General features: G+C 44.8%; 18 protein-coding genes. 11 read left to right on the plus strand and 7 right to left on the minus strand.

Features of this window, described 5'->3' with window-relative positions:
- Window positions 1–372 precede the first annotated feature (372 nt).
- Window positions 373–708, plus strand: coding sequence for an excalibur calcium-binding domain-containing protein (locus tag O9334_RS20705; protein ID WP_288002221.1), 336 nt, complete (start codon window positions 373–375; stop codon window positions 706–708).
- Window positions 709–759: 51 nt separating this feature from the next.
- Here the strand turns inward: O9334_RS20705 and O9334_RS20710 are convergent, their stop codons facing one another.
- Window positions 760–1,833, minus strand: a complete 1,074-nt coding sequence (locus O9334_RS20710; protein WP_002798856.1) for a Gfo/Idh/MocA family protein — start codon at window positions 1,831–1,833, stop codon at window positions 760–762.
- 233 nt (window positions 1,834–2,066) lie between these two features.
- Between O9334_RS20710 and O9334_RS20715 the strand changes: the two genes are divergently transcribed.
- Together O9334_RS20715 and O9334_RS20720 are read left to right on the plus strand one after the other, a co-directional pair.
- Entirely contained in the window at window positions 2,067–2,639 is a 573-nt protein-coding gene (locus O9334_RS20715) for a shikimate kinase (RefSeq protein ID WP_288002224.1), read from the plus strand.
- Window positions 2,639–2,959, plus strand: coding sequence for a cupin domain-containing protein (locus tag O9334_RS20720; protein ID WP_288002227.1), 321 nt, complete (start codon window positions 2,639–2,641; stop codon window positions 2,957–2,959). The genes O9334_RS20715 and O9334_RS20720 overlap by 1 nt, the downstream gene beginning before the upstream one ends.
- 185 nt (window positions 2,960–3,144) lie before the next feature.
- On the opposite strand, the gene hemW is transcribed toward O9334_RS20720, so the two are convergent.
- Entirely contained in the window at window positions 3,145–4,317 is a 1,173-nt protein-coding gene (gene hemW / locus O9334_RS20725; protein WP_288002245.1) for a radical SAM family heme chaperone HemW, read from the minus strand.
- 374 nt (window positions 4,318–4,691) lie between these two features.
- On the opposite strand from hemW, the gene O9334_RS20730 reads away from it, so the two are divergent.
- Entirely contained in the window at window positions 4,692–5,771 is a 1,080-nt protein-coding gene (locus O9334_RS20730) for a PIN/TRAM domain-containing protein (RefSeq protein ID WP_045358336.1), read from the plus strand.
- A 118-nt stretch (window positions 5,772–5,889) separates the two neighbouring features.
- On the opposite strand, the gene O9334_RS20735 is transcribed toward O9334_RS20730, so the two are convergent.
- On the minus strand, window positions 5,890–6,168 hold the full coding sequence (locus O9334_RS20735) for a hypothetical protein (protein ID WP_002736942.1): 279 nt from the start codon (window positions 6,166–6,168) through the stop codon (window positions 5,890–5,892).
- 243 nt (window positions 6,169–6,411) lie between these two features.
- Between O9334_RS20735 and trmFO the strand changes: the two genes are divergently transcribed.
- Window positions 6,412–7,749 (plus strand): FADH(2)-oxidizing methylenetetrahydrofolate--tRNA-(uracil(54)-C(5))-methyltransferase TrmFO, encoded by a 1,338-nt coding sequence (gene trmFO, locus O9334_RS20740; protein ID WP_288002231.1) that lies wholly within the window; start codon window positions 6,412–6,414, stop codon window positions 7,747–7,749.
- Between the two features lie 60 nt (window positions 7,750–7,809).
- Window positions 7,810–8,307 carry a 2TM domain-containing protein gene (locus tag O9334_RS20745; protein WP_288002233.1) on the plus strand — a complete coding sequence of 166 codons (498 nt, stop codon included), beginning with the start codon at window positions 7,810–7,812 and terminating at the stop codon, window positions 8,305–8,307.
- 252 nt (window positions 8,308–8,559) lie between these two features.
- On the opposite strand, the gene mutS is transcribed toward O9334_RS20745, so the two are convergent.
- A complete protein-coding gene (mutS, locus tag O9334_RS20750; RefSeq protein WP_045358331.1) occupies window positions 8,560–11,208 on the minus strand; it encodes a DNA mismatch repair protein MutS in 2,649 nt (882 codons plus the stop codon).
- Window positions 11,209–11,480: 272 nt separating this feature from the next.
- Here mutS and O9334_RS20755 point away from each other — a divergent pair, with 272 nt between their 5' ends.
- Window positions 11,481–12,530 (plus strand): Rieske 2Fe-2S domain-containing protein, encoded by a 1,050-nt coding sequence (locus tag O9334_RS20755; RefSeq protein WP_045358330.1) that lies wholly within the window; start codon window positions 11,481–11,483, stop codon window positions 12,528–12,530.
- 118 nt (window positions 12,531–12,648) lie between these two features.
- On the opposite strand, the gene O9334_RS20760 is transcribed toward O9334_RS20755, so the two are convergent.
- Both O9334_RS20760 and O9334_RS20765 read right to left on the minus strand, forming a co-directional pair.
- Window positions 12,649–13,761, minus strand: a complete 1,113-nt coding sequence (locus O9334_RS20760) for a hypothetical protein (protein WP_045358329.1) — start codon at window positions 13,759–13,761, stop codon at window positions 12,649–12,651.
- Between the two features lie 130 nt (window positions 13,762–13,891).
- A complete protein-coding gene (locus tag O9334_RS20765) occupies window positions 13,892–14,206 on the minus strand; it encodes a DUF1825 family protein (RefSeq protein WP_045358327.1) in 315 nt (104 codons plus the stop codon).
- Between the two features lie 485 nt (window positions 14,207–14,691).
- Here O9334_RS20765 and O9334_RS20770 point away from each other — a divergent pair, with 485 nt between their 5' ends.
- A complete protein-coding gene (locus O9334_RS20770) occupies window positions 14,692–14,877 on the plus strand; it encodes a hypothetical protein (RefSeq protein WP_288002237.1) in 186 nt (61 codons plus the stop codon).
- On the opposite strand, the gene ctpC is transcribed toward O9334_RS20770, so the two are convergent.
- Entirely contained in the window at window positions 14,867–16,159 is a 1,293-nt protein-coding gene (ctpC, locus tag O9334_RS20775; RefSeq protein ID WP_045358325.1) for a carboxyl-terminal processing protease CtpC, read from the minus strand. The two genes, O9334_RS20770 and ctpC, sit on opposite strands and share 11 nt — an antisense overlap.
- Window positions 16,160–16,404: 245 nt before the next feature.
- Between ctpC and O9334_RS20780 the strand changes: the two genes are divergently transcribed.
- From O9334_RS20780 to thiD, 3 genes are all read left to right on the plus strand, one after another.
- Window positions 16,405–17,226 (plus strand): cell division protein FtsQ/DivIB, encoded by an 822-nt coding sequence (locus tag O9334_RS20780; protein WP_045358324.1) that lies wholly within the window; start codon window positions 16,405–16,407, stop codon window positions 17,224–17,226.
- A gap of 192 nt (window positions 17,227–17,418) precedes the next feature.
- The gene (ftsZ, locus tag O9334_RS20785) at window positions 17,419–18,666 is read left to right on the plus strand and encodes a cell division protein FtsZ (protein ID WP_288002240.1); all 1,248 of its coding nucleotides are present in this window, start codon (window positions 17,419–17,421) and stop codon (window positions 18,664–18,666) included.
- Window positions 18,667–18,672: 6 nt separating this feature from the next.
- Window positions 18,673–19,497 (plus strand): bifunctional hydroxymethylpyrimidine kinase/phosphomethylpyrimidine kinase, encoded by an 825-nt coding sequence (gene thiD / locus O9334_RS20790; RefSeq protein WP_288002243.1) that lies wholly within the window; start codon window positions 18,673–18,675, stop codon window positions 19,495–19,497.
- Window positions 19,498–19,585: the final 88 nt, after the last annotated feature.

Here is a 19,585-nt window from a genome sequence, read left to right on the forward strand (position 1 = left end):
AATTTGGTATTTTTCAGGGGAAACTTTCTCCTAAAATTGGACGTTACTTTTAGTTTTATCACTCAATCCAAGCTTTTGGGGGGTAGAACCCCCCAAACCCCCCGTTGGGGGCGTAGGGTTGATTCAAGGTAGGGTTGATTCAAGGTAGGGTTGATTCATGAATCAACCCTACCCCGTTGGGGGCGTGGTGCCGCCCCCAAACCCCGGAGCGCATTAGCTTTTCGGTGGGATGCTTACACGCGATTGTTCATATTTTTGTACTAATTTAAGAGTCACTGATAATTGCTGATTGTCGGTATTTCTGCAAATGTGGGATGCACCCCGTCTCCTATCTGGTACTATGATAAGAGCAGAGAATCAGGCAAGCATTTTATGAAAAAAGTAATTGTTATTTTAATTCTGGGTTTTCTGAGCGAACAAATATCAATAAAATCACCAATTTCTGGCAATCAAACCCTCAATAATTTAGCCGTAGCTAACAACAATAATCGTCCCACTCCCCAGAAAAAACCTAGTCCTTCTCCACAGTTTCGGTGCGATGGTAGAACTCACTGTTCCCAGATGATATCCTGTGCAGAAGCGACTTTTTTCTTGAGAAATTGCCCCAATGTCAAAATGGATGGAGACGGTGATGGAGTTCCCTGTGAAAGTCAATGGTGTGGAAAAAAATCCTCAGAAAAATGTTGGGAAAGTTTTCCAGATAACTAATTTTGTTTCCTCACCCCAATTCTCTCACTTAAAGAATCGGGGTAAAAACAATCAAGAAGCAGTAATCACGGGAGAATTAAGATATTGATAATTCCAGTCCGATTGTTGCCAAACGCGACCATCAAGGGCAATTTGTTCGATTAAACTAGCTAATCGTAAAGCTTTTAAAGCTTGTTCCCCACCGACAGAAGGTTGGTCCCCACCGCGCACACAATGAACAAAATGTTCTAATTCCGCGTGTAGAGGTTCAATATTGCTGGTATAAACTTTTTCAATTAAACCATCTTGACGGTAGAGAACTTGACCGTAATCGGTGCTATAGTTAGCGGTGGTTTGCCGGTGAATGAGGATTTCATTATTGAGAAAATCCGCTTCCGTGAGAGAATTTTTACAGTGGGCCGCTAAACGGCGAATCTTGCGATGAGTCACCTTACTAGCGGTTAAATTAGCCACTACTCCATTACTAAAACCAAGGGTTGCAGTGACATAATCGAGATAACCGGAATCAGTGGCAGCGCGACTACCACTAGCGGTTAATTTCACCACGGGAGCGGAGACTAATTCTAAAATTAAATCTATATCGTGGATCATTAAATCTAACACCACCGACACATCATTAGCGCGTTGGGAATAGGGACTCATGCGATGGGATTCAATCGCTAAAATCTCCTCGGTTTTCAAGACCTTCGATAACTCTTGGAAAGCGGGATTAAAACGCTCGATATGACCCACTTGCAGAATACAATCATGATCGGCTGCTGCGTTGACTAAAGATTCCGCTTCACTAATACTAGCGGCGATCGGTTTCTCGATCAAGGTATGTACTCCCCCTTGCAGACAGTCCATCCCGACTCGATGGTGTAACCGCGTGGGGACAGCGAGACAAACCGCATCTACCCTAGGTAAGAGATCTAAATAATTTTCAAAAAAACGGACTCGGTATTTACTGGCAGTTTCCAGTCCCTTTTCGACGTTGACATCGGCCACCCCGACGAATTCCACGTCTTTTAATAAACTCAGGATGCGACTATGGTGTTGTCCCATGTTACCGACCCCGATAACCCCGACTTTAATCGGTTTGAGTTGATTTCTGTTACCCGGAAAGTTTGCTGGTTGATTGGACATGAATTTTAGACTCCTGTGTTCACACTCCTCACACCACTTGATTAAATTAATCAAGCTGATTTTGTCCATTAATTACCAAGATGGTATCATGGTTATCCAGATTCTGACACGATGTCGGTGTCAATGGGGGTTCTGAGAAGATTTTCTGATTTCATCTCGCGGTTTTTACTCCCAAATGCTTATCAAAACATCGTCCCTGAGTAGCGAGGACTACATTCAGCTAAATTTTAACTATGGACAATTCAACGGATTTTAACTCCTTACGGGGATTAAGTGTTTTTTTGCTAGGAATGATGGGATCTGGCAAATCCACCCTGGGAGAGTTGCTTTCCCGACGGTTACAATATCGTTTTTTTGATACAGATATATTAATAGAAAGGGTCGCGGGAAAGAAAATCAGGGAAATTTTTGTCGACGAGGGAGAAGCGACTTTTCGGGAGTTAGAAACCCAAGTTTTAGCCGAATTATCCTCTCTGACTAAAACTGTGATTGCCACCGGGGGAGGGATGGTTTTAAAACCGATGAATTGGAGTTATCTTCGTCACGGTTTAATGATTTGGTTAGATGTTCCTCTCGAAGTCTTGGTTAAACGTTTAAAAAAAGATACCTCTCGTCCCTTGCTTCAGTCCACTGATTTAGAAAGTAAACTGGAATTATTATTAGAACAAAGACGAGGACTTTATGCAGAAGCAGATCTTCGGATTGTTGTTTCTGACCTAGATAGACCTACTGATATCGTTGAGAAAATTTTAACAGCAATACCGACGGTGATTAAAGATTTTCATCCAGAAAGAGATAATAACTAATGACAGCAGCTTCAATTTTTGATTTACCTGAACTAATTCCCGACCGAGAAATTCTGGAAATTTTGGCCCAAAGTCAGGCTATTCGTCTAGAAAGAATTATTTCCACCGGCCAAACCACTCCCCGAGGTCAATGGTACGATCAATCTGAGTTTGAATGGGTGATTTTATTACAGGGATTTGCTGAGATTAGTTATGAAGATGGCAACAAAGTTAATCTGCAAGCAGGGGATTATCTCCTGATTCCTCCTCACCAAAAACATCGCGTCGAATTTACTAGCAATAATCCCCCTTGTATTTGGTTAGCTATCCATTATCGCTAGTAAGTAGGTAGGTGTTAAAAGTTGTCAGACACCCCCCTTATCAAGGGTGGATTAAGGGTAGGGTTGATTCATGAATCAACCCTACTATGAATCAACCCTAGTATTAAGGGGGGATTAAGGGAGGATCGAAGCTAAAATCCATTTTTAATTTAATTATAACCAGCTACTTAAAATCTAGTTTCTAACTATTGCCAGCGATCAAATAAATCGGTTAAAACTAGATTAGAAAACAAAAAACCTTCGGGGTCGCTTAATCTTACCCTGCTATCCCCCTCAATTATTACTAAATTACGCTGTTTATGCGGCTCTAAGACCTCTAAAATTGCTTTTTTGATTTCCGAACCAAAATTAGTTTCAATGGCAGGTAAACTCACCCCTGACCCTAACCTTAACCCTAGCATTAAGGTTTCGAGAAGATCATCAATCAAGCTATTTTTCTCCACGTCAATCTGACAGCCTTCTTTTACCCAAGCGAAATAGTCGCGACTTTTGCGCGGACGGGTAAAACGTTGTTGATGAAGATAACTAGCAGCCCCCATACCAAAACCGTAATAGGGACGATTTTCCCAGTAAACTCGATTATGTCGGCATTGATAACCCGGTTTGGCATAGTTAGAAATTTCGTAATGTTGATAACCGGCTAAAGCTAGTTTTTCACCAGCTAAAACATACATTTTCGCCGTGGTTTCATCATCGGGTAAGGGGTTTTTCCCCGGTTGATACTGTTTACCGAAAGGAGTAACCGCTTCTAAGACCAAATCGTAACAGGAAAGATGGGCCGGTTGCAGTTCGATCGCTTTTTCTAGGGAATTTTCCCAATCTGTCAGGGTTTGTTGTGGCAATCCCGAAATCAAATCCAAACTATAGTTAACTATTCCCACTCCCTGAATTAATTCCACTGCCTGATAGATATCCTTAACGGTATGCGATCGACCAGAAACCTGTAATAATGGTTCTTGAAAAGCCTGTACTCCTAAACTAACCCGATTGACTCCCGCGCTAATATAACCCTGTAATTGTTCTACACTAAAGGTAGCCGGGTCAATCTCCATAGAAATCTCTATATCGGCCGCAAAATCAAACTTTTTGGCTAAAGTATCCAGAATTGATCCTAATAATTCCGCCGGTAACAGGGAAGGAGTCCCCCCCCCAAAAAAAATTGTTTCTAGGGGTTTCCCCGTCCCCTGACTAAGACTAATTTCTTCTTGTAATATTTCCACATACTCCACCACAGGGGGAAAAGTCGCCGGATTGGTGCGATTACCGACGACAAAAATCGGGAAATCACAGTAAAAACAGCGCCGACGACAAAAGGGAATATGAATATAAACCGAGGTTATGGGGTGAAAATAGGGCATTAAAGCAGTTATCAGTGAACAGTAATCAGTAATCAGTGAACTCATACAGCCTTTCTCGTCAAGGTGAGGTACAGACTAAGCCTTGCTAATCAAGTATTTTAGATGCAAGAACGAACCTCATCTATCTGAGAAACGCTGTAACTCGTATCTGATGACTGATAACTAATAACTGATAACTGATTCAAGGCTGACTCCCGACGGCTATAATTTCGTTGATCTTCGTTAAGATGTATTATGGCTGGGGAGAACATCTCCTAGAATGAAAGCAACTTTCCCGACACAAATTAGGAGAGGCCCACGGATATAATATAAAAGCATTCATACTCATTATTTTTCTACCATCATTCCCCCCTATCCTCTCTGGTATTATCCCTATGCTTGATGCAGTCATAATTTTACTATTCGTCTTCGCTATTGCCAGTATTGGTTATAGTGGTGTGGACTTGCTGCCGGTTGCTGTCCAGTCGCAAATCAGCAATATTGAAGCTTTACGCTGGTTATCGGCGGGTTTTGCCTCAATTATTGGTTTAGCTCTTGGTTTAGTTGCCCAAACTACCTATCGTCGTCTAGAAACCCAAGTACGACAAACTCCGATCGAAGTTATTTTAACCCGTTCGGTCGGTCTAGTTATCGGTTTGTTAATTGCTAATCTGATCCTAGCCCCGATTTTCTTCCTACCGATTCCCAGAGAATTCTCGTTTATCAAGCCGATAATCGCTATTTTAGGCAGTATTATGTTTTCCTATCTGGGGGTTAGTTTAGCTGATACCCACGGGCGCACTTTTTTGCGTCTGATTAACCCCAATAGTATGGAATCAATTTTAGTGGCAGAAGGGACCCTGCAAGCTGCCGCCACCAAAGTTGTGGACACCAGTTGTATTATCGATGGTCGTATCGAACAATTGTTAGACACAGGATTTATCGAAGGACAGATACTCATTCCCCAATTTATCCTTCAGGAATTGCAACAGTTAGCGGATGGCAGTAACGACCAAAAACGAGTCAGAGGAAGACGCGGATTAGACATCTTAAACCGGATGCAGCAAGAATTCCCTGATCGCATTATCATTCATCCGGCCGATTATGAGGATATTAGCACCGTAGATGCTAAATTGGTCCATCTTGCCCAAGAAATTAACGCCACCTTGCTCACTAACGATTATAATCTCAGTAAAGTGGCCAATCTGCAAAAAGTCACCATCTTGAATGTCAACGATCTCGCCCAAGCAGTACGCCCGATCTACTTGCCTGGGGATACTTTGGATCTGAAAATTCTCAAAGCAGGAAAAGAACCCACCCAAGGCATTGGTTATCTAGAAGATGGCACGATGGTGGTGGTAGAAGAAGGAAAAGATTATCTGGGGGGAGAATTGCGGGTAGTGGTGACATCTGCACTGCAAACCTCTGCCGGACGGATGATTTTTGCTAAACCCCAAAATTCCCTGATTGCTTAAAGGGAATAACACAAAAAAAGCCTCAAATACAAGGCCGGAGGGGATTGTATTTGAGGGATTTCATTTTTTAAGGGAAGTTAAGTCACTAACCGAACTATCTAGCCAATTGATACCTACATTAAGCCGGTTTATTGATTACAGCCATGGACTGACGAGCAAAACCGAAATAACTATCCCAGAATTGTTTCTGACTATCGAGGGCAACTTTGGTGGCGGTTTCTTGGGCGGTTAGGTAGGATTTCACCCATTCTTGTTGATATTCAAGGGATTTAACCAAAGTTTCCGGAAACTCAAACACTGGTGTAGTCGTGGGAAGACCATTACCCCAAGCGGACAGAAGCATTTTCTGCCATTCGGCTAGGTATTTTTGGTATTCCTCAAGATAATTGGTGTTCATAGAAGTCAAACCGCTAACTAGCCCATCTGGAAGGAGATGGTGAGAAAGTGGGGCGGTGTTGCCACCTTCTCGAAAGCAAAAACCGTGACGAGATAAAATATAATATTCTATCCCTTCCTTAATATTATAACCTGAGTTTGCGATCAGCCCCAATCTTCATGCGATCGCCCTAGACCGGCCCTATTTTTTGGTGACTCGGAACTGACGCTAAAATAATCCTACTCTAGCCATTTTCTCCCAACTATGATCGATCGCCCTATTCATGTAATTGGTGGAGGATTAGCGGGGACTGAGGCGGCGTGGCAGATAGCCCAAGCAGGTATTCCCGTGATCCTGCACGAAATGCGCCCAATTCGCTCTAGTCCCGCCCACCATAGCCAATTTTTAGCCGAATTAGTCTGTAGTAACTCCTTTGGTGCCATGGCGGTGGATCGCGCCACCGGGTTACTCCATGAAGAATTACGACGCTTAAATTCTCTAGTTATTGCCCAGGCCGATCAGCACAGTGTCCCCGCAGGAGGGGCTTTAGCGGTCGATCGAGGGGTATTTAGTCGAAATTTGACGGAAATCTTGGCTAACCACCCTCTAGTCACCTTAAAACGTCAGGAGATCACGGAAATTCCCCGGGATGGTATCGTCGTTTTAACCACTGGACCGTTAACCAGTGCTGCTTTAGCCGCAGATCTGCAAAATTTTGCCGGCCTGGACTATCTGAGCTTTTTTGATGCCGCTAGTCCGATTATTCTAGGGGAATCTATTGATCGATCGATCGCTTTTCTGGCCTCCCGTTACGATAAAGGTGAGGCCGCCTATCTCAATTGTCCTATGGATCGGGAACAATACCTGCATTTCTGGCAAGAGTTAAAACAGGCAGAACAAGCAGAATTAAAGGATTTTGAGCGAGAAAATGCCAAATTTTTCGAGGCTTGTCTGCCAATCGAAGAATTAGCCAGTCGGGGAGAGGATACCATGCGTTTTGGTCCCCTGAAACCGGTGGGATTAGCGGATACCAGATATCCGGATCAACGTCCCTACGCAGTTATACAGTTGCGAATGGAAGATAAAGCGGGGCAATTGTGGAATATGGTGGGATTTCAAACTAATTTAAAATGGGGTGAACAAACACGGGTTTTCCGTCTGATTCCGGGGTTAGAAAAGGCCGAATTTGTCCGCATGGGGGTGATGCACAAAAACACCTTTATCAATTCTCCCCAGTTATTATCCTCCAGTCTCCAGTTTAAATCGCGACCGACGCTATTAGCGGCAGGACAGTTAATCGGCACGGAAGGCTATACGGCCGCGGCTGCTGGGGGATGGTTAGCGGGAACTAATGCCGCTCGTTTAGCTTTAGGATTAGAAACGGTGACATTGCCAACCACAACTATGATGGGGTCATTATTTGAGTTTATCAGCAGTGCCGAACCGAAACATTTTCAACCGATGCCGCCAAATTTTGGCATTTTGCCGAATTTTACCAGAAAAATCCGCAATAAACGGGAACGTTACGGTCAATATGCCGATCGCTCTTTGCAGGATTTAGAAGCATGGTGGAATCAGCTAAAAACTCCCTGTCTCGTCTAACTGTCAATCGCTAATCGATCGCCCATAATAGAGAAGGAACCTATTTCTTTCTCTATCGCTATGCCAAACCCCGATTTTTTCCCTCCCCAATCCTACAGTCAAGAGGATGTGCAGGAAATTCTCTATTTGGCTATCTCCCGTCAAGGGGATAGGGGAGAAATTACCCGCCAACAGTTGTTAGAAATTGCCGACGATTTAGCTATTGAAGTTAAAGACTTAGAAGCGGCGGAAAAGGACTGGCAAGAGTCAAAAATGGTCAGTTATAAGCGGCAAGAATTCGATCGCTTTCGTCGCGAGGAGCTAAAAAATAAAACCGTTCGCTATCTGATTATTAATAGTTTTTTTCTTACCATTAATTTAATTAGTGCTGGAACCATTTCTTGGGCAATTTATATCTTTTTGCTGATGGGTTTACCTCTTTCTCTCTCGGCTTGGAAAACTTTTCAAAATCAAGGGATTGCCTACGAAGAGGCATTTAAACGCTGGAAAATTAAGGAGGAAATGAAAGAGTCTTTTACCAATCTTTGGACACAAATTAAAAAGTTTTTACAGTTTTAATACTGTTGCCAAATTAAGCCTTTTTTGTTTTTGTGAACCACAGAGACACAAAGGACACAAAGTTGAGTTTTCCACGACTACTTAAGTAGCTGGTTATAATTAAATTAAAAATGAATTTTAGGTTCGATCCCCCCTGCCCCCCTTGATAAGGGGGGTGTCTGATCCCCCCTGCCCCCCTTGATAAGGGGGGTGCCGATAGGCGGGGGGATCTACCCTTGATAAGGGGGGTTTCTGATAATTTTTAACACATACCTACTTACTGTCATCAAAAATATCTAGCTGCTGCAGAGAGGGGGAATTATCCGACTTAACCGGTTTAATTTTCTTAATTCCTTGACGCAAACCGATCGCAATTTTACTATGTTTTTCGATTTGACCCATCACCTGCATGGCACGATCGATCACAGAAGCTGGTAAACCGGCTAATCTCCCCGCTTCGATACCATAGGATTTATCCGCGCCTCCCGGTCGTACCTGGTGCAAAAATACTATCTCATGGGGTAATTCTTTGACTGTTACCTGATAATTAGCCACATTCTCTAAAATTGAGGCTAATTCATTCAGTTCGTGGTAATGAGTGGCGAAAATCGTTCGCGATTGCAGTACCGTGGCTAAATACTCGGCCACAGACCAAGCTATGGATAAACCGTCAAAGGTGGCTGTCCCCCGGCCAATCTCGTCTAATAATACTAATGATCTGTCCGTGGCGTGATTGAGAATATTGGCGGTTTCGTTCATTTCCACCATAAAGGTGGATTGGCCAGTAGCGAGGTCATCCACAGCCCCCACCCGGGTGAAAATGCGATCGCAGATAGAGATTTTGGCCGACTTTGCCGGGACAAAACTGCCGGTTTGGGCCAACAATTGAATTAATCCCACCTGTCGCAGATAACAACTTTTGCCACTAGCATTGGGACCGGTGAGAATAATCAAGTCGGGGTATTCTAAACCTTCCTGATTGCCCAAATTAATCGAATTCGGCACAAAAAAGCCGGCCCCAAGGGATTGTTCCACCACGGGATGACGACCATCCTTAATATCGATAAGACGACCATCGGCGATTTCTGGGCGACAATATCCCTGATAAACGGCGATTTCTGCCAATGCTGCCAACACATCCAAAGCGGCGACTTTTGTGGCCACTTCCCGGATTTCTGGGGAAAATTCGGCCACTTGACGGCGTAAATCGCTAAAAATCTCGTATTCTAGATTATTTAATTCATCTACTGCCGTCAGAATTATATTTTCTTTCTCCTTTAACTCGGTGGTGATATAACGTTCCTCATTGACTAAAGTTTGCTTACGCACATACTCTTTTGGGGCGAAATCGGCTTTACTGCGGGGTAAACTGATATAATAACCGAAAGTTTTGTTATAATTAACCTTAAGATTACTAATACCCGTTCTTTCTTTCTCTGTCGTCTCTAGATTCTTAAACCAATCGATTACTTCCTGATAGTCGCGCCGCAGGGCATCCAATTGGGCATCAATTCCCTCGCGAATCACCCCCCCTTCCTTCAGATGCAGCGGAGGAGATTCCACCAGATGCGCTATCACCTGCTGGCCTAATTTTTCTAAATCGGCGGGAATTTGCTGTAAAGCTTTCAAATAGGGCGAATTTCCCGAAGCAACCAAAGCCGCTAAATCGGCTAATTTGACTAAAGATGCCGCTAGGGAAAGTAAATCGCGGGCGTTAGCCGTTCCTGCGCCAACACGACCGCTTAAACGTTCTATATCGTATATTTCCCTTAATTTTTGCCTAATATCTTGGCGCAGGGCAGGATTATCCTTTAACTCTTGGATAGTATCTTGACGGGCGCGAATACCGCGAGAATCTAAGAGAGGTTGCAATAACCAACGACGTAAAGCGCGACTACCCATGGCTGTACAAGTGCGATCAATCGCCCATAATAGAGAACCATAGAAGCTACCATCGCGCACCGTTTGGGTAATTTCAAGGTTGCGACGGGTTTGCCCATCTAAAATCAAAAATTCGGAGATAGAGTAGGTTTTTAAGGGTTGTAGGGGGACTTGATTGGCTTTTTGGGTATCTTCAATGTATTCTAATAGGCCTCCGGCTGCGCGAATGGCGAGGGGTAAATGTTCGCAGCCCATCCCCTCTAGGGAACGCATTTTATAGGTGATTAGGAGACGATTTTTCGCCTCTGTGAGAGTAAAGATAGTTTGGGGACGGAGAGAATAACAAAAACTATCGGGTAAACAGGGGGGGAGATGGTCGGATTTTTCCCCGGGGCGCAAAATACGGTTTAAATCGGGGGCATTGATGGGAAAAAGGATTTCCGAGGGCTGTAAACGGCTTAATTCTAGGCTTAAAGCCGTTAAATCACTGGCTTGGGTGGTGTAGAATTCTCCGGTGGAGATATCTGAATATGCTAATCCCCAATTTTCTCCGGTAATCACCACTGCGGCCAGAAAATTATTCTTTTTTGCGTTTAACATTCCCTCATCGGTGAGGGTTCCGGGGGTGAGAAGTTTGGTGATAGCGCGTTCTACGAGCCGTTTTTCGGCGGCTGCTTCCGTTGAATCCTCTACCTGGTCACAAATCGCCACCGCATAGCCTTTTTCCACCAATAAACGACTATAGCGCTCTAGGGCGTGGTGGGGAACCCCGGTCATGGCGACTCTCCCAATACCTTTACCCCCTTCCTTGCTGGTGAGAACTAATTCTAATTCTCTGGAGATAATCACCGCATCCTGAAAGAAGCACTCGAAAAAATCGCCCACACGATAGAGTAAAAGAGCATTGGGATAGGTTTCTTTTACCTCCACATAATGCTGGTACATGGGGGTGAGTTTACCGCGATCGAGTCCGCGATAATCACGATGGGGATCCTTATTGGTAGCCGGTGGTTCTAGGGGAAAATCCGAGGGGAGAGTCATGGGTCAAAGAAAGCTGGACAATGTTTTAATCAACTATTCCCCGCCCCTTGGCTGAGTGGGGAGTTTCTGACGCTTCTTCGTCGATGGCGGTTTTCTGCGTCGTGCTTTGGCTCGTTCCAAGCCTCTAATATAATTAAGCATAACCTGAGGGTTGGCTACATCGGCGTTGGGTTCTTCCGGTTTTCTTGTGTTACTTTTTGTCAAGAACTCTAGTCTCATAACCTTCAATTCTAATGATAGGATGAACGATCGAAGCTCTCCAGAGAAACCCTATGACTAGCTTACTGCGCGACTTTTGGTATGTGGCCACACCGGCAAATAAACTTAAACCCGGTCAGCTAATGGCCAAAAAAATGCTAGGTGAACCGATTGTTGTCGGTAGGAGACAGGATGGAGAAGTGTTCGCATTGCGGGATATTTGCCCCCATCGTGGGATTCCGCTGCACCATGGCTGGATTGAAGGGGATGGGGTGTTCTGTTGCTATCACGGCTGGAAATTTAACACTAGCGATGGCGTTTGTTCTGAGATCCCCTCATTAACTGAACACGATCGCCTTGATGTTAGCAGAATTTGTGTCACCAGTTATCCCTGTCGTGAAATACAAGGTCATATTTGGGTGTTTATTCCGGCAGACTCAAAAAGAGAAATTAATCAAGAAAATCTGCCTCCTGTGCCGACTATTAGCGATTTTGGCAAACTTACCCCCAAAGTAGCCGAAACTATCACTTTTGACTGCAATATTGACCATGCAGTGGTGGGATTGATGGATCCAGCCCACGGTCCCTACGTTCATACTTCTTGGTGGTGGCGCAGCGGTCCGCGCCAATTTCGGGTCAAGGAAAAACAATACGAACCTGTTCCCCTGGGTTTTCGTCTTGCTCCCTATGATATGCCCGTCAGTGCGAAACCCTATAAAATTTTGGGTAGTAAAGTATCGATTGAAATTGTTTTTGAATTGCCCTCGGTGCGTACAGAAATACTACGAGGTGATCGGCATTTAGCCTGTGCTTTTACGGCAATTACTCCCATCGATGAAAATCACTGCGAAGTCCATCAAAGTTTATACTATACGATTCCTTGGTTGGCATTTTTAACCCCTCTTTTGCGTTATTTAACCCGACAATTCCTCACACAGGATCGCGATGTGGTGATTAAACAACAGGAAGGACTTAGTTATCATCCAGCTTTGATGTTAATTGATGATGCCGATACCCAGGCCAAATGGTATTATCGCCTTAAGCAAGAATACGAGAAATGTCAAGCAGAAAAACGGGATTTTGTCAACCCCATTAAAGCACAGATTTTACGGTGGCGTAGTTAGAATTAAGTAGCTGGTTATAATTAAATTAAAAATGGATTTTAGGTTCGATCCCCCCTGCCCCCCTTGATAAGGGGGGTGTCTGATAATTTTTAACGCCTACCTACTTAGATCATTTTATTTAGGTTCTCACTAAGGATTTATTGACACTGGTTTCAATTTGATAAATAGAGGAAAGGACACTACCTTGATGATTATTGACTAGATCGTATTTAACTTCTTGTAAATAATTAAAAATGGCATCCCGCAAAATCGGTTTTTCAATGTTTACCGTATGCTGATAGTCCCATAAATCCCAAACTATCAAACCAATTCCCACGATTGGATCGATTAATTCTGCCCCAAAACTACTCGCTACTGCCCCACCGGTTTTAGTGGCAATTTTCGCCCCCGTTTTTCCCGCTAGGGACAAATAAACTGTACTGCCCACTTTCATCACTGGAATGAGAGATTTAATTCCTAAAGCGGTGGTGCCACCGACTAAAAGTTTAATTGATGTGTTAGAAATATTGCCCTCGGTATCTTGAATTGTTATGGCTATATCACTAAGATAACGCTCCCATTTGCCTTGGGGAATTTGATAACTAGCCTGAATATTCTCTAATTCATTGCTTAAATTACTGACATATAAATTAACTGTATCCCTAGTAATCCTCTCTAGACGCAATTGGGCCTCTTGGGGACGAATTACCCGTTTAGTAAACTCGGTTTGAATAGTTTTGGTCAAATTTTCTGCCACCACCTGTTCCGGGGGTGGATTATCTGTATTGACCCAGTGAGCGATCGAGGAGTATAATCCGCTTAAAAAGGCCTTGCCCTCAAATTGTTTTTGATTGAAATAGTTAAAATACCAAGGCAGAAAACCCTGATCTACCCGTGTCATCAACTCCTCCACCCATCCCTCAATTTCTCCTAGGGCGAAGGTTTGAGAATTTGCTCTCGCTGTCTGTAAAGCTTGGCTAATTTCCCGATCGATTTGACTGTTAGATTTTTTGTTTATACTGATGGGAATCTCTAGGTTAGTTTCGGTAGCAACCCTAGTTTTTAACGGTTCATTGCCGGCAGTTCCTAGCCAAATTTTCCCTAAGAGAGGCACGATAACCACTAGAACAACTATAGCCCAAATTAACGGGGTGATCGCCTTAATCAGTTGACTGATTGCCTGAATGCGGTTAGTTTTTTCACTATACTGAGGTGGCTCAATATTTTCTTGTGAATCTGGCCTGGAGTTCATCAGCTAACCTACTTAAAATTATTAGATCATTGTTCTCAAAAAACCGCAGAAACCCCAATTTTCTCAGCAGTAAACTGGAGAGGAAATTATCGGGTAAAAGTCCGCCAATACCCGATAAATATCGGCAATTTTAGCGAATTTCTGCCTTCATCCGCTCAAGGGTTTGCTGCATTTGGTCGAACATCATTTGGGGAGTCATACCAAATTGACCTAGTTGGGTTTTTAGCTGTTCTACGGTCATTTGGGCGGAAAAATCCTCAGATAATTCAAAACGCTTCATAAATATCTTGTAGCGTTCCATTAACTCCTCCATCCTATCGATAAAGATTTTTTTACCCTCTCGATCGAATTTCCCGTACTCGCTCCCTAGTTGTATGAGAGACTGATAATCTTCAAATAGCTGTCTAGCTTCCTGTTGAACCACTTCTGAGTCAAAGAATCCCATAATCTTAAAACGGCTTATCGTCGATAGTTATTCTCTCTCCCATTTTATTTTAGTCGGGGAAAAAGTCTAGCTCTAGTCGATTTACGGATTACCGTATTGGGGAAATTGAGAGGATTACAAAAGAAGCGAGCAACGTTAACCAGTCAGGGAAAACCGCTAAGTAGTGGTCTGTCAAAGCCATAATGACGGATAATGGGAGCGGTAAATTCAGCCTAATTTGTCCAATTATGCCCGCTAAAAAATATATCGTCTCTCTTCTCTAACGGAGAATCAACGCACCTCTGGGTAAGAATTGAGCCAAAAAGGGAAAACCGCTGCCGGAAAAATTAATCAGGATCGTCTCTTGCTAAAAGCAGATAAGTAATAGGGCAAAATTAACTTCTTGGTTAGCAGATGCACTCATGCAGGAGGTAGTTAGATATGTGTAATTAATTGCGTCTAGCTACTGATGAACAAGGGAATGGAGGGATTAAGGAGAAAAATCTATGGATCATACCGCAGAAAACTGGTACATTGTCCGGGAAAGTACTGGAATTTGTCAGATTATAGCCCTAGAAAACGGCCAAACCCCAGTTAATGGTCAATACTGGGGTCCTTTTGCCGAGCGGGGAGAAGCGATCGCCCGTCGGGTGGGTTTAATTCGAGCGGGCAAATGTCAACCTATTGTTTAGCGGTATTGGTGGGTGTTTTCTTGCCTTCAGTGATTTCTTTTTCCAAGATTTCAAAACCCTTCTTGAATTGAGGATCCTGGAAGGTTCCCACCCGATCCCTTTCCTCTTGAAGATTTTTGCGTTCTTCCTCGCTCAGTTCCGACTCCACATCAGGATGAATACCATCTTTATTGATGTCCCGTCCGTTGGGGGTGAGATACTTGGCAATTGTCACCGCTAATCCCGAACCGTCGCTAAGACTGCGTACCGATTGCACTAATCCCTTACCAAAGGTTTTCGTACCGACAATAACCGCCCGATCATGATCCTGTAAAGCCCCGGAGAGAATTTCACTAGCACTGGCGGAACCACCATCGACGAGGACAACTAGGGGTTTATTAGTCAAAGCTTGATTATTAGCCCGTTGACGTTCCGTCACCCCTTTGCGATCAACCGTAGAGACAATCAAACCATCGGGTATCCACATCCGAGCGATTTCGATGCTGGCGTAGAGTAAACCGCCAGGGTTAGAACGCAGATCGAGAATATAACCTTTCACCTCTTCGGTTTCCAATTCGCGAATCGCTTGACTCATATCGCCACTAGCTTGGGCGCTAAATTGATTAAGACGGATATAACCGATTTTACCGATCGGGGTGTTTTCCGTGTGGGCGCGCACTGGGTGAATTTCAATTTTGGCCCGGGTAAGAGTTAATTCTTTCTTCTCCTCACCCCGTTGAATCGTGATCTTAACGCTTGTCCCCACTTTGCCGCGGATCATGCTCACCGCTTGCTCTAGTTCCATGCCTTCGGTAGATTTACCATCGATAGCGATAATCACATCTTTAGGCAGCACACCAGCTTTAGAAGCGGGAGTATCTTCAATGGGTGAAACCACGACTAACTGCTTGGTTTTCTCGTCTTTGGTCAGTTGAATCCCTACCCCGGTCAATTCTCCCGATGTATCGATCTTCATATTGTTAAACTCTTTGGGATCCATAAAACGGGTATAGGGATCATTGAGAGTTTTCAACATCTCGCGGATAGCGGTGTATGCTTCCTCTTGATTTTTGTAGGAACGATTTAAATACTGATTGCGGATGGCGTTCCAGTCCGATTGATTAAAAGTGCCATCTAAATAAGTGCGGTTGATGATCTGCCAAACCTCATCAACGGTTTCCTTGGGACTTTCCTGAAAAAAAGCTTGACTTTGGGAGAGACGGAATCCCGCCCCCGTGACGGCGACGGTAGACAGGACCACTGCTGTAGCACCGAGAACAAGTCCGCGTTTGTTGATAACCATAGGTAATTTTCGGATAAATTAGGCTGTTCTTGCCGAAATGCTCTTTCTGGCTGACCGTCGAAATATCTTGGCAAAAAGGAGCGTTTAGGTTTACTGGAGACAGACAAAAGAACGCCTGTAGACTACTACTGTTATAACATTTATTATCTCTTTCTTTGTCAAACTGGTTATTTGAGTAGCGATCGAGTTGCCAGCAGCCCACCTCGCGACCTAAGATAACAGCAAAACTGCCCGATATTTTCCCTATGAGTGATCAAATCCTTTCTTCCCTCTCCCTGGAACAAAAACGACAAAACCTGCGCCACCAAAGGCGATCGAAGGTGTGGCAAGCCCTGGGTCGGTTTCTGGTGGTTAGTGGTTTAGCGGCGGGATTAGCTTGGGGGATGACTTCGCCCTATTGGACAATTACCAAGGCCGGACAGGTGGAAATCGAAGGCACGGAATTAATGTCGCCCGAGTCGATTCGTGCTTGGCTGAAATTAAGCTATCCTCTGTCTCTCTGGGAATTACCTACCCATCAATTGCGAGAAAAATTAGCGGCTATTCCCGCTATTGCCGACGTTAAGATCGAGCGGCAATTATTGCCCCCGAAAGTGATTGTTTCTATTCAAGAAAGAAAACCTGTTGCCCGTTGGCATTCCCATCAACAGCAAGGCTTTTTAGATGCCTCGGGAACGATAATTCCTCAAAATTATTATGGTCGAACTCTGCCCAAAACCCAATTACCTAGCCTAGAAGTGCTTGGTTACGACCGACAACATCAACAACAGTGGCAAAAAATTTATCCCTTAATTGATAACTTATCGATTAAAGTTACCGCCATCGATTGGCGCAATCCTAGTAATCTTGTACTAAAAACTGAGCTAGGACAGGTCTATTTAGGTTTTTATAAAGATAGATTGCCCGAAAAATTAACCGCTCTCGTACAATCGCGGCCATTGTCATCCAAGATACCTCTAGCGCGAATTCTCTACATTGACCTGAGCAATCCCGATGCTCCCACTGTACAATTAAAACCGCAGTTAGCCCCCATCGTTGCCAAAGTAACGGCAACTCGTCGGGATTAACGGCAGTTTATCAGCAAATAACCGCAATTATTCCCTTGAGGTATTGGCAAAAACCCCAAATTATGATTTTCTGAAAAGGAAACTGATACTGTGGATACTGGAACCGACATAATATTAGTGATAGTGTTAACAGCACATCTCTGATTTATCAAATCAATAACAGAATCTTGTACTAAGAGTGTTCCAATTCCAATGACATCGATTAATGAAATCGTTCCCACCTACCCCAATCTGAACAGTAACGATTATGCCAGTTCAGCTATGAGCGAAGATAATCATTACTATCAGAATAATACTGGAGTATCATTTTCTCGCCCCCATGAATCACAGATGACACCCCGAGAAGAAAGTCGTAGTAATCGCATCGTACCGAGCAATGTCGCCAAGATCAAGGTGATCGGGGTCGGCGGTGGGGGCTGTAACGCCGTTAACCGCATGATCGCCAGTGGCGTGACCGGAATCGAATTTTGGGCAATTAACACCGACGCCCAGGCCCTGGCCCACTCCTCCGCCCCCCAGAGGTTACAAATCGGGACAAAATTAACCCGCGGCCTAGGGGCGGGCGGCAATCCGGCGATCGGACAGAAAGCGGCGGAAGAATCTCGGGATGAAATCGCCCAAGCATTGGAAGGAACCGATCTAGTCTTTATTACCGCCGGCATGGGCGGCGGCACGGGAACGGGGGCTGCTCCAATTGTGGCCGAAATTGCCAAAGAAATCGGCTGTTTGACCGTGGGAGTTGTAACTCGTCCCTTTACCTTCGAGGGTCGTCGTCGCACTAATCAGGCCGATGAAGGGGTGGGTGGTTTACAAAGTCGGGTCGATACCCTGATTATTATCCCCAATAACCAGTTATTACAGGTAATACCCGCCGACACTCCCCTACAGGAGGCTTTTCGCGTCGCTGATGATGTGCTGCGGCAAGGGGTACAGGGGATCTCGGATATTATCACTATCCCCGGTCTGGTAAATGTGGATTTCGCCGATGTGCGGGCAGTGATGGCCGATGCGGGTTCGGCCCTAATGGGCATCGGCATCGGTTCCGGAAAATCTCGGGCTAAGGAAGGGGCGATCGCTGCTATTTCCTCGCCGTTACTGGAATCCTCGATCGAAGGGGCGAAAGGTGTGGTCTTTAATATCACCGGCGGTCAAGATCTAACCCTACACGAAGTCAATGCCGCCGCCGAAATTATCTATGAAGTGGTGGATCCCAACGCTAATATCATCTTCGGGGCAGTAATTGACGAGAAAATGCAGGGAGAAGTCAGAATTACCGTCATTGCCACCGGTTTTTCCGGCGATTCCCCCTCTCGTCCCACTGCTAACAAGGTGGTGATTAATACCCCCGCACCGAGTCCAGCACCCACTCCCGAACCACCAAAACAGGCGGGGTTAGATATCCCCGAATTCTTGCAACGTCGTCGTCCTTTTGATCGCTAACCTCCTATGACTGCCATTGCCCTCACCATCGCCGGTTCCGATAGTGGTGGCGGCGCGGGAATTCAAGCTGATTTGAAAACCTTCGCCTTCCACCGAGTTCACGGCACCAGCGCCCTTACCTGCGTTACCGCCCAAAATACCCTGGGAGTCGAGCGCGTCGAGTCCTTAAGTCCAGAAATGGTAACGGCCCAAATCGATGCCGTGGTCAGGGATTTCGCAGTGTCAGCGGTCAAGACGGGAATGCTGTTTAGTAGCGAGATTATCGAAGCAGTGTCCGAGGCGATCGAGCGCTGGCGTTTGACCAGTTTAGTGGTGGATCCGGTTATGGTTTCGCGGGTAGGAGCCAAATTAATTGATGATCGGGCTGTAGATAGTCTTTTGGATAGTTTAATTCCTCTGGCTTCGATTATTACCCCTAATCGTTACGAAGCACAGCTTTTAAGTGGCATCGAGATCAATGATTTTGAGGCGATGAAAGCGGCCGCCGCAATTATTTTCCAGAAGTCGGCCACACCGGTATTAGTGAAAGGTGGCGGCATGAAAGGTCGGCTGCGTGGGGTTGATATCTGCTTTGATGGGCAAGAATGGGAAACTTTTAAGACCAGAAGCGTCGAAACCAATAACACTCACGGGACTGGTTGTACCCTATCGTCGGCGATCGCCGCTAACCTTGCTTTGGGTGATGACCTGAAAATGGCGGTGAAAAAAGCCAAGGATTACGTTACTAACGCCCTCGATCATTCCCTCGCCATCGGTCACGGAACCGGTCCAGTGGGCCATTTTTACCGAAATTTTGGGTTAAAGCCCCGTCCTTTTAGGACGGCTTTTTAAACTATATCTTGTTAACTTAACTTTTATTGTGCTATACTGATTTTGTCTAAGTCCCCCCTGCGTAAAATGTTTGTCTTAGAGTTTAAAG

Source organism: Microcystis sp. LE19-8.1F, from assembly GCF_027531715.1.
In the GTDB taxonomy this organism is placed as follows: Bacteria; Cyanobacteriota; Cyanobacteriia; order Cyanobacteriales; family Microcystaceae; genus Microcystis; species Microcystis wesenbergii_A.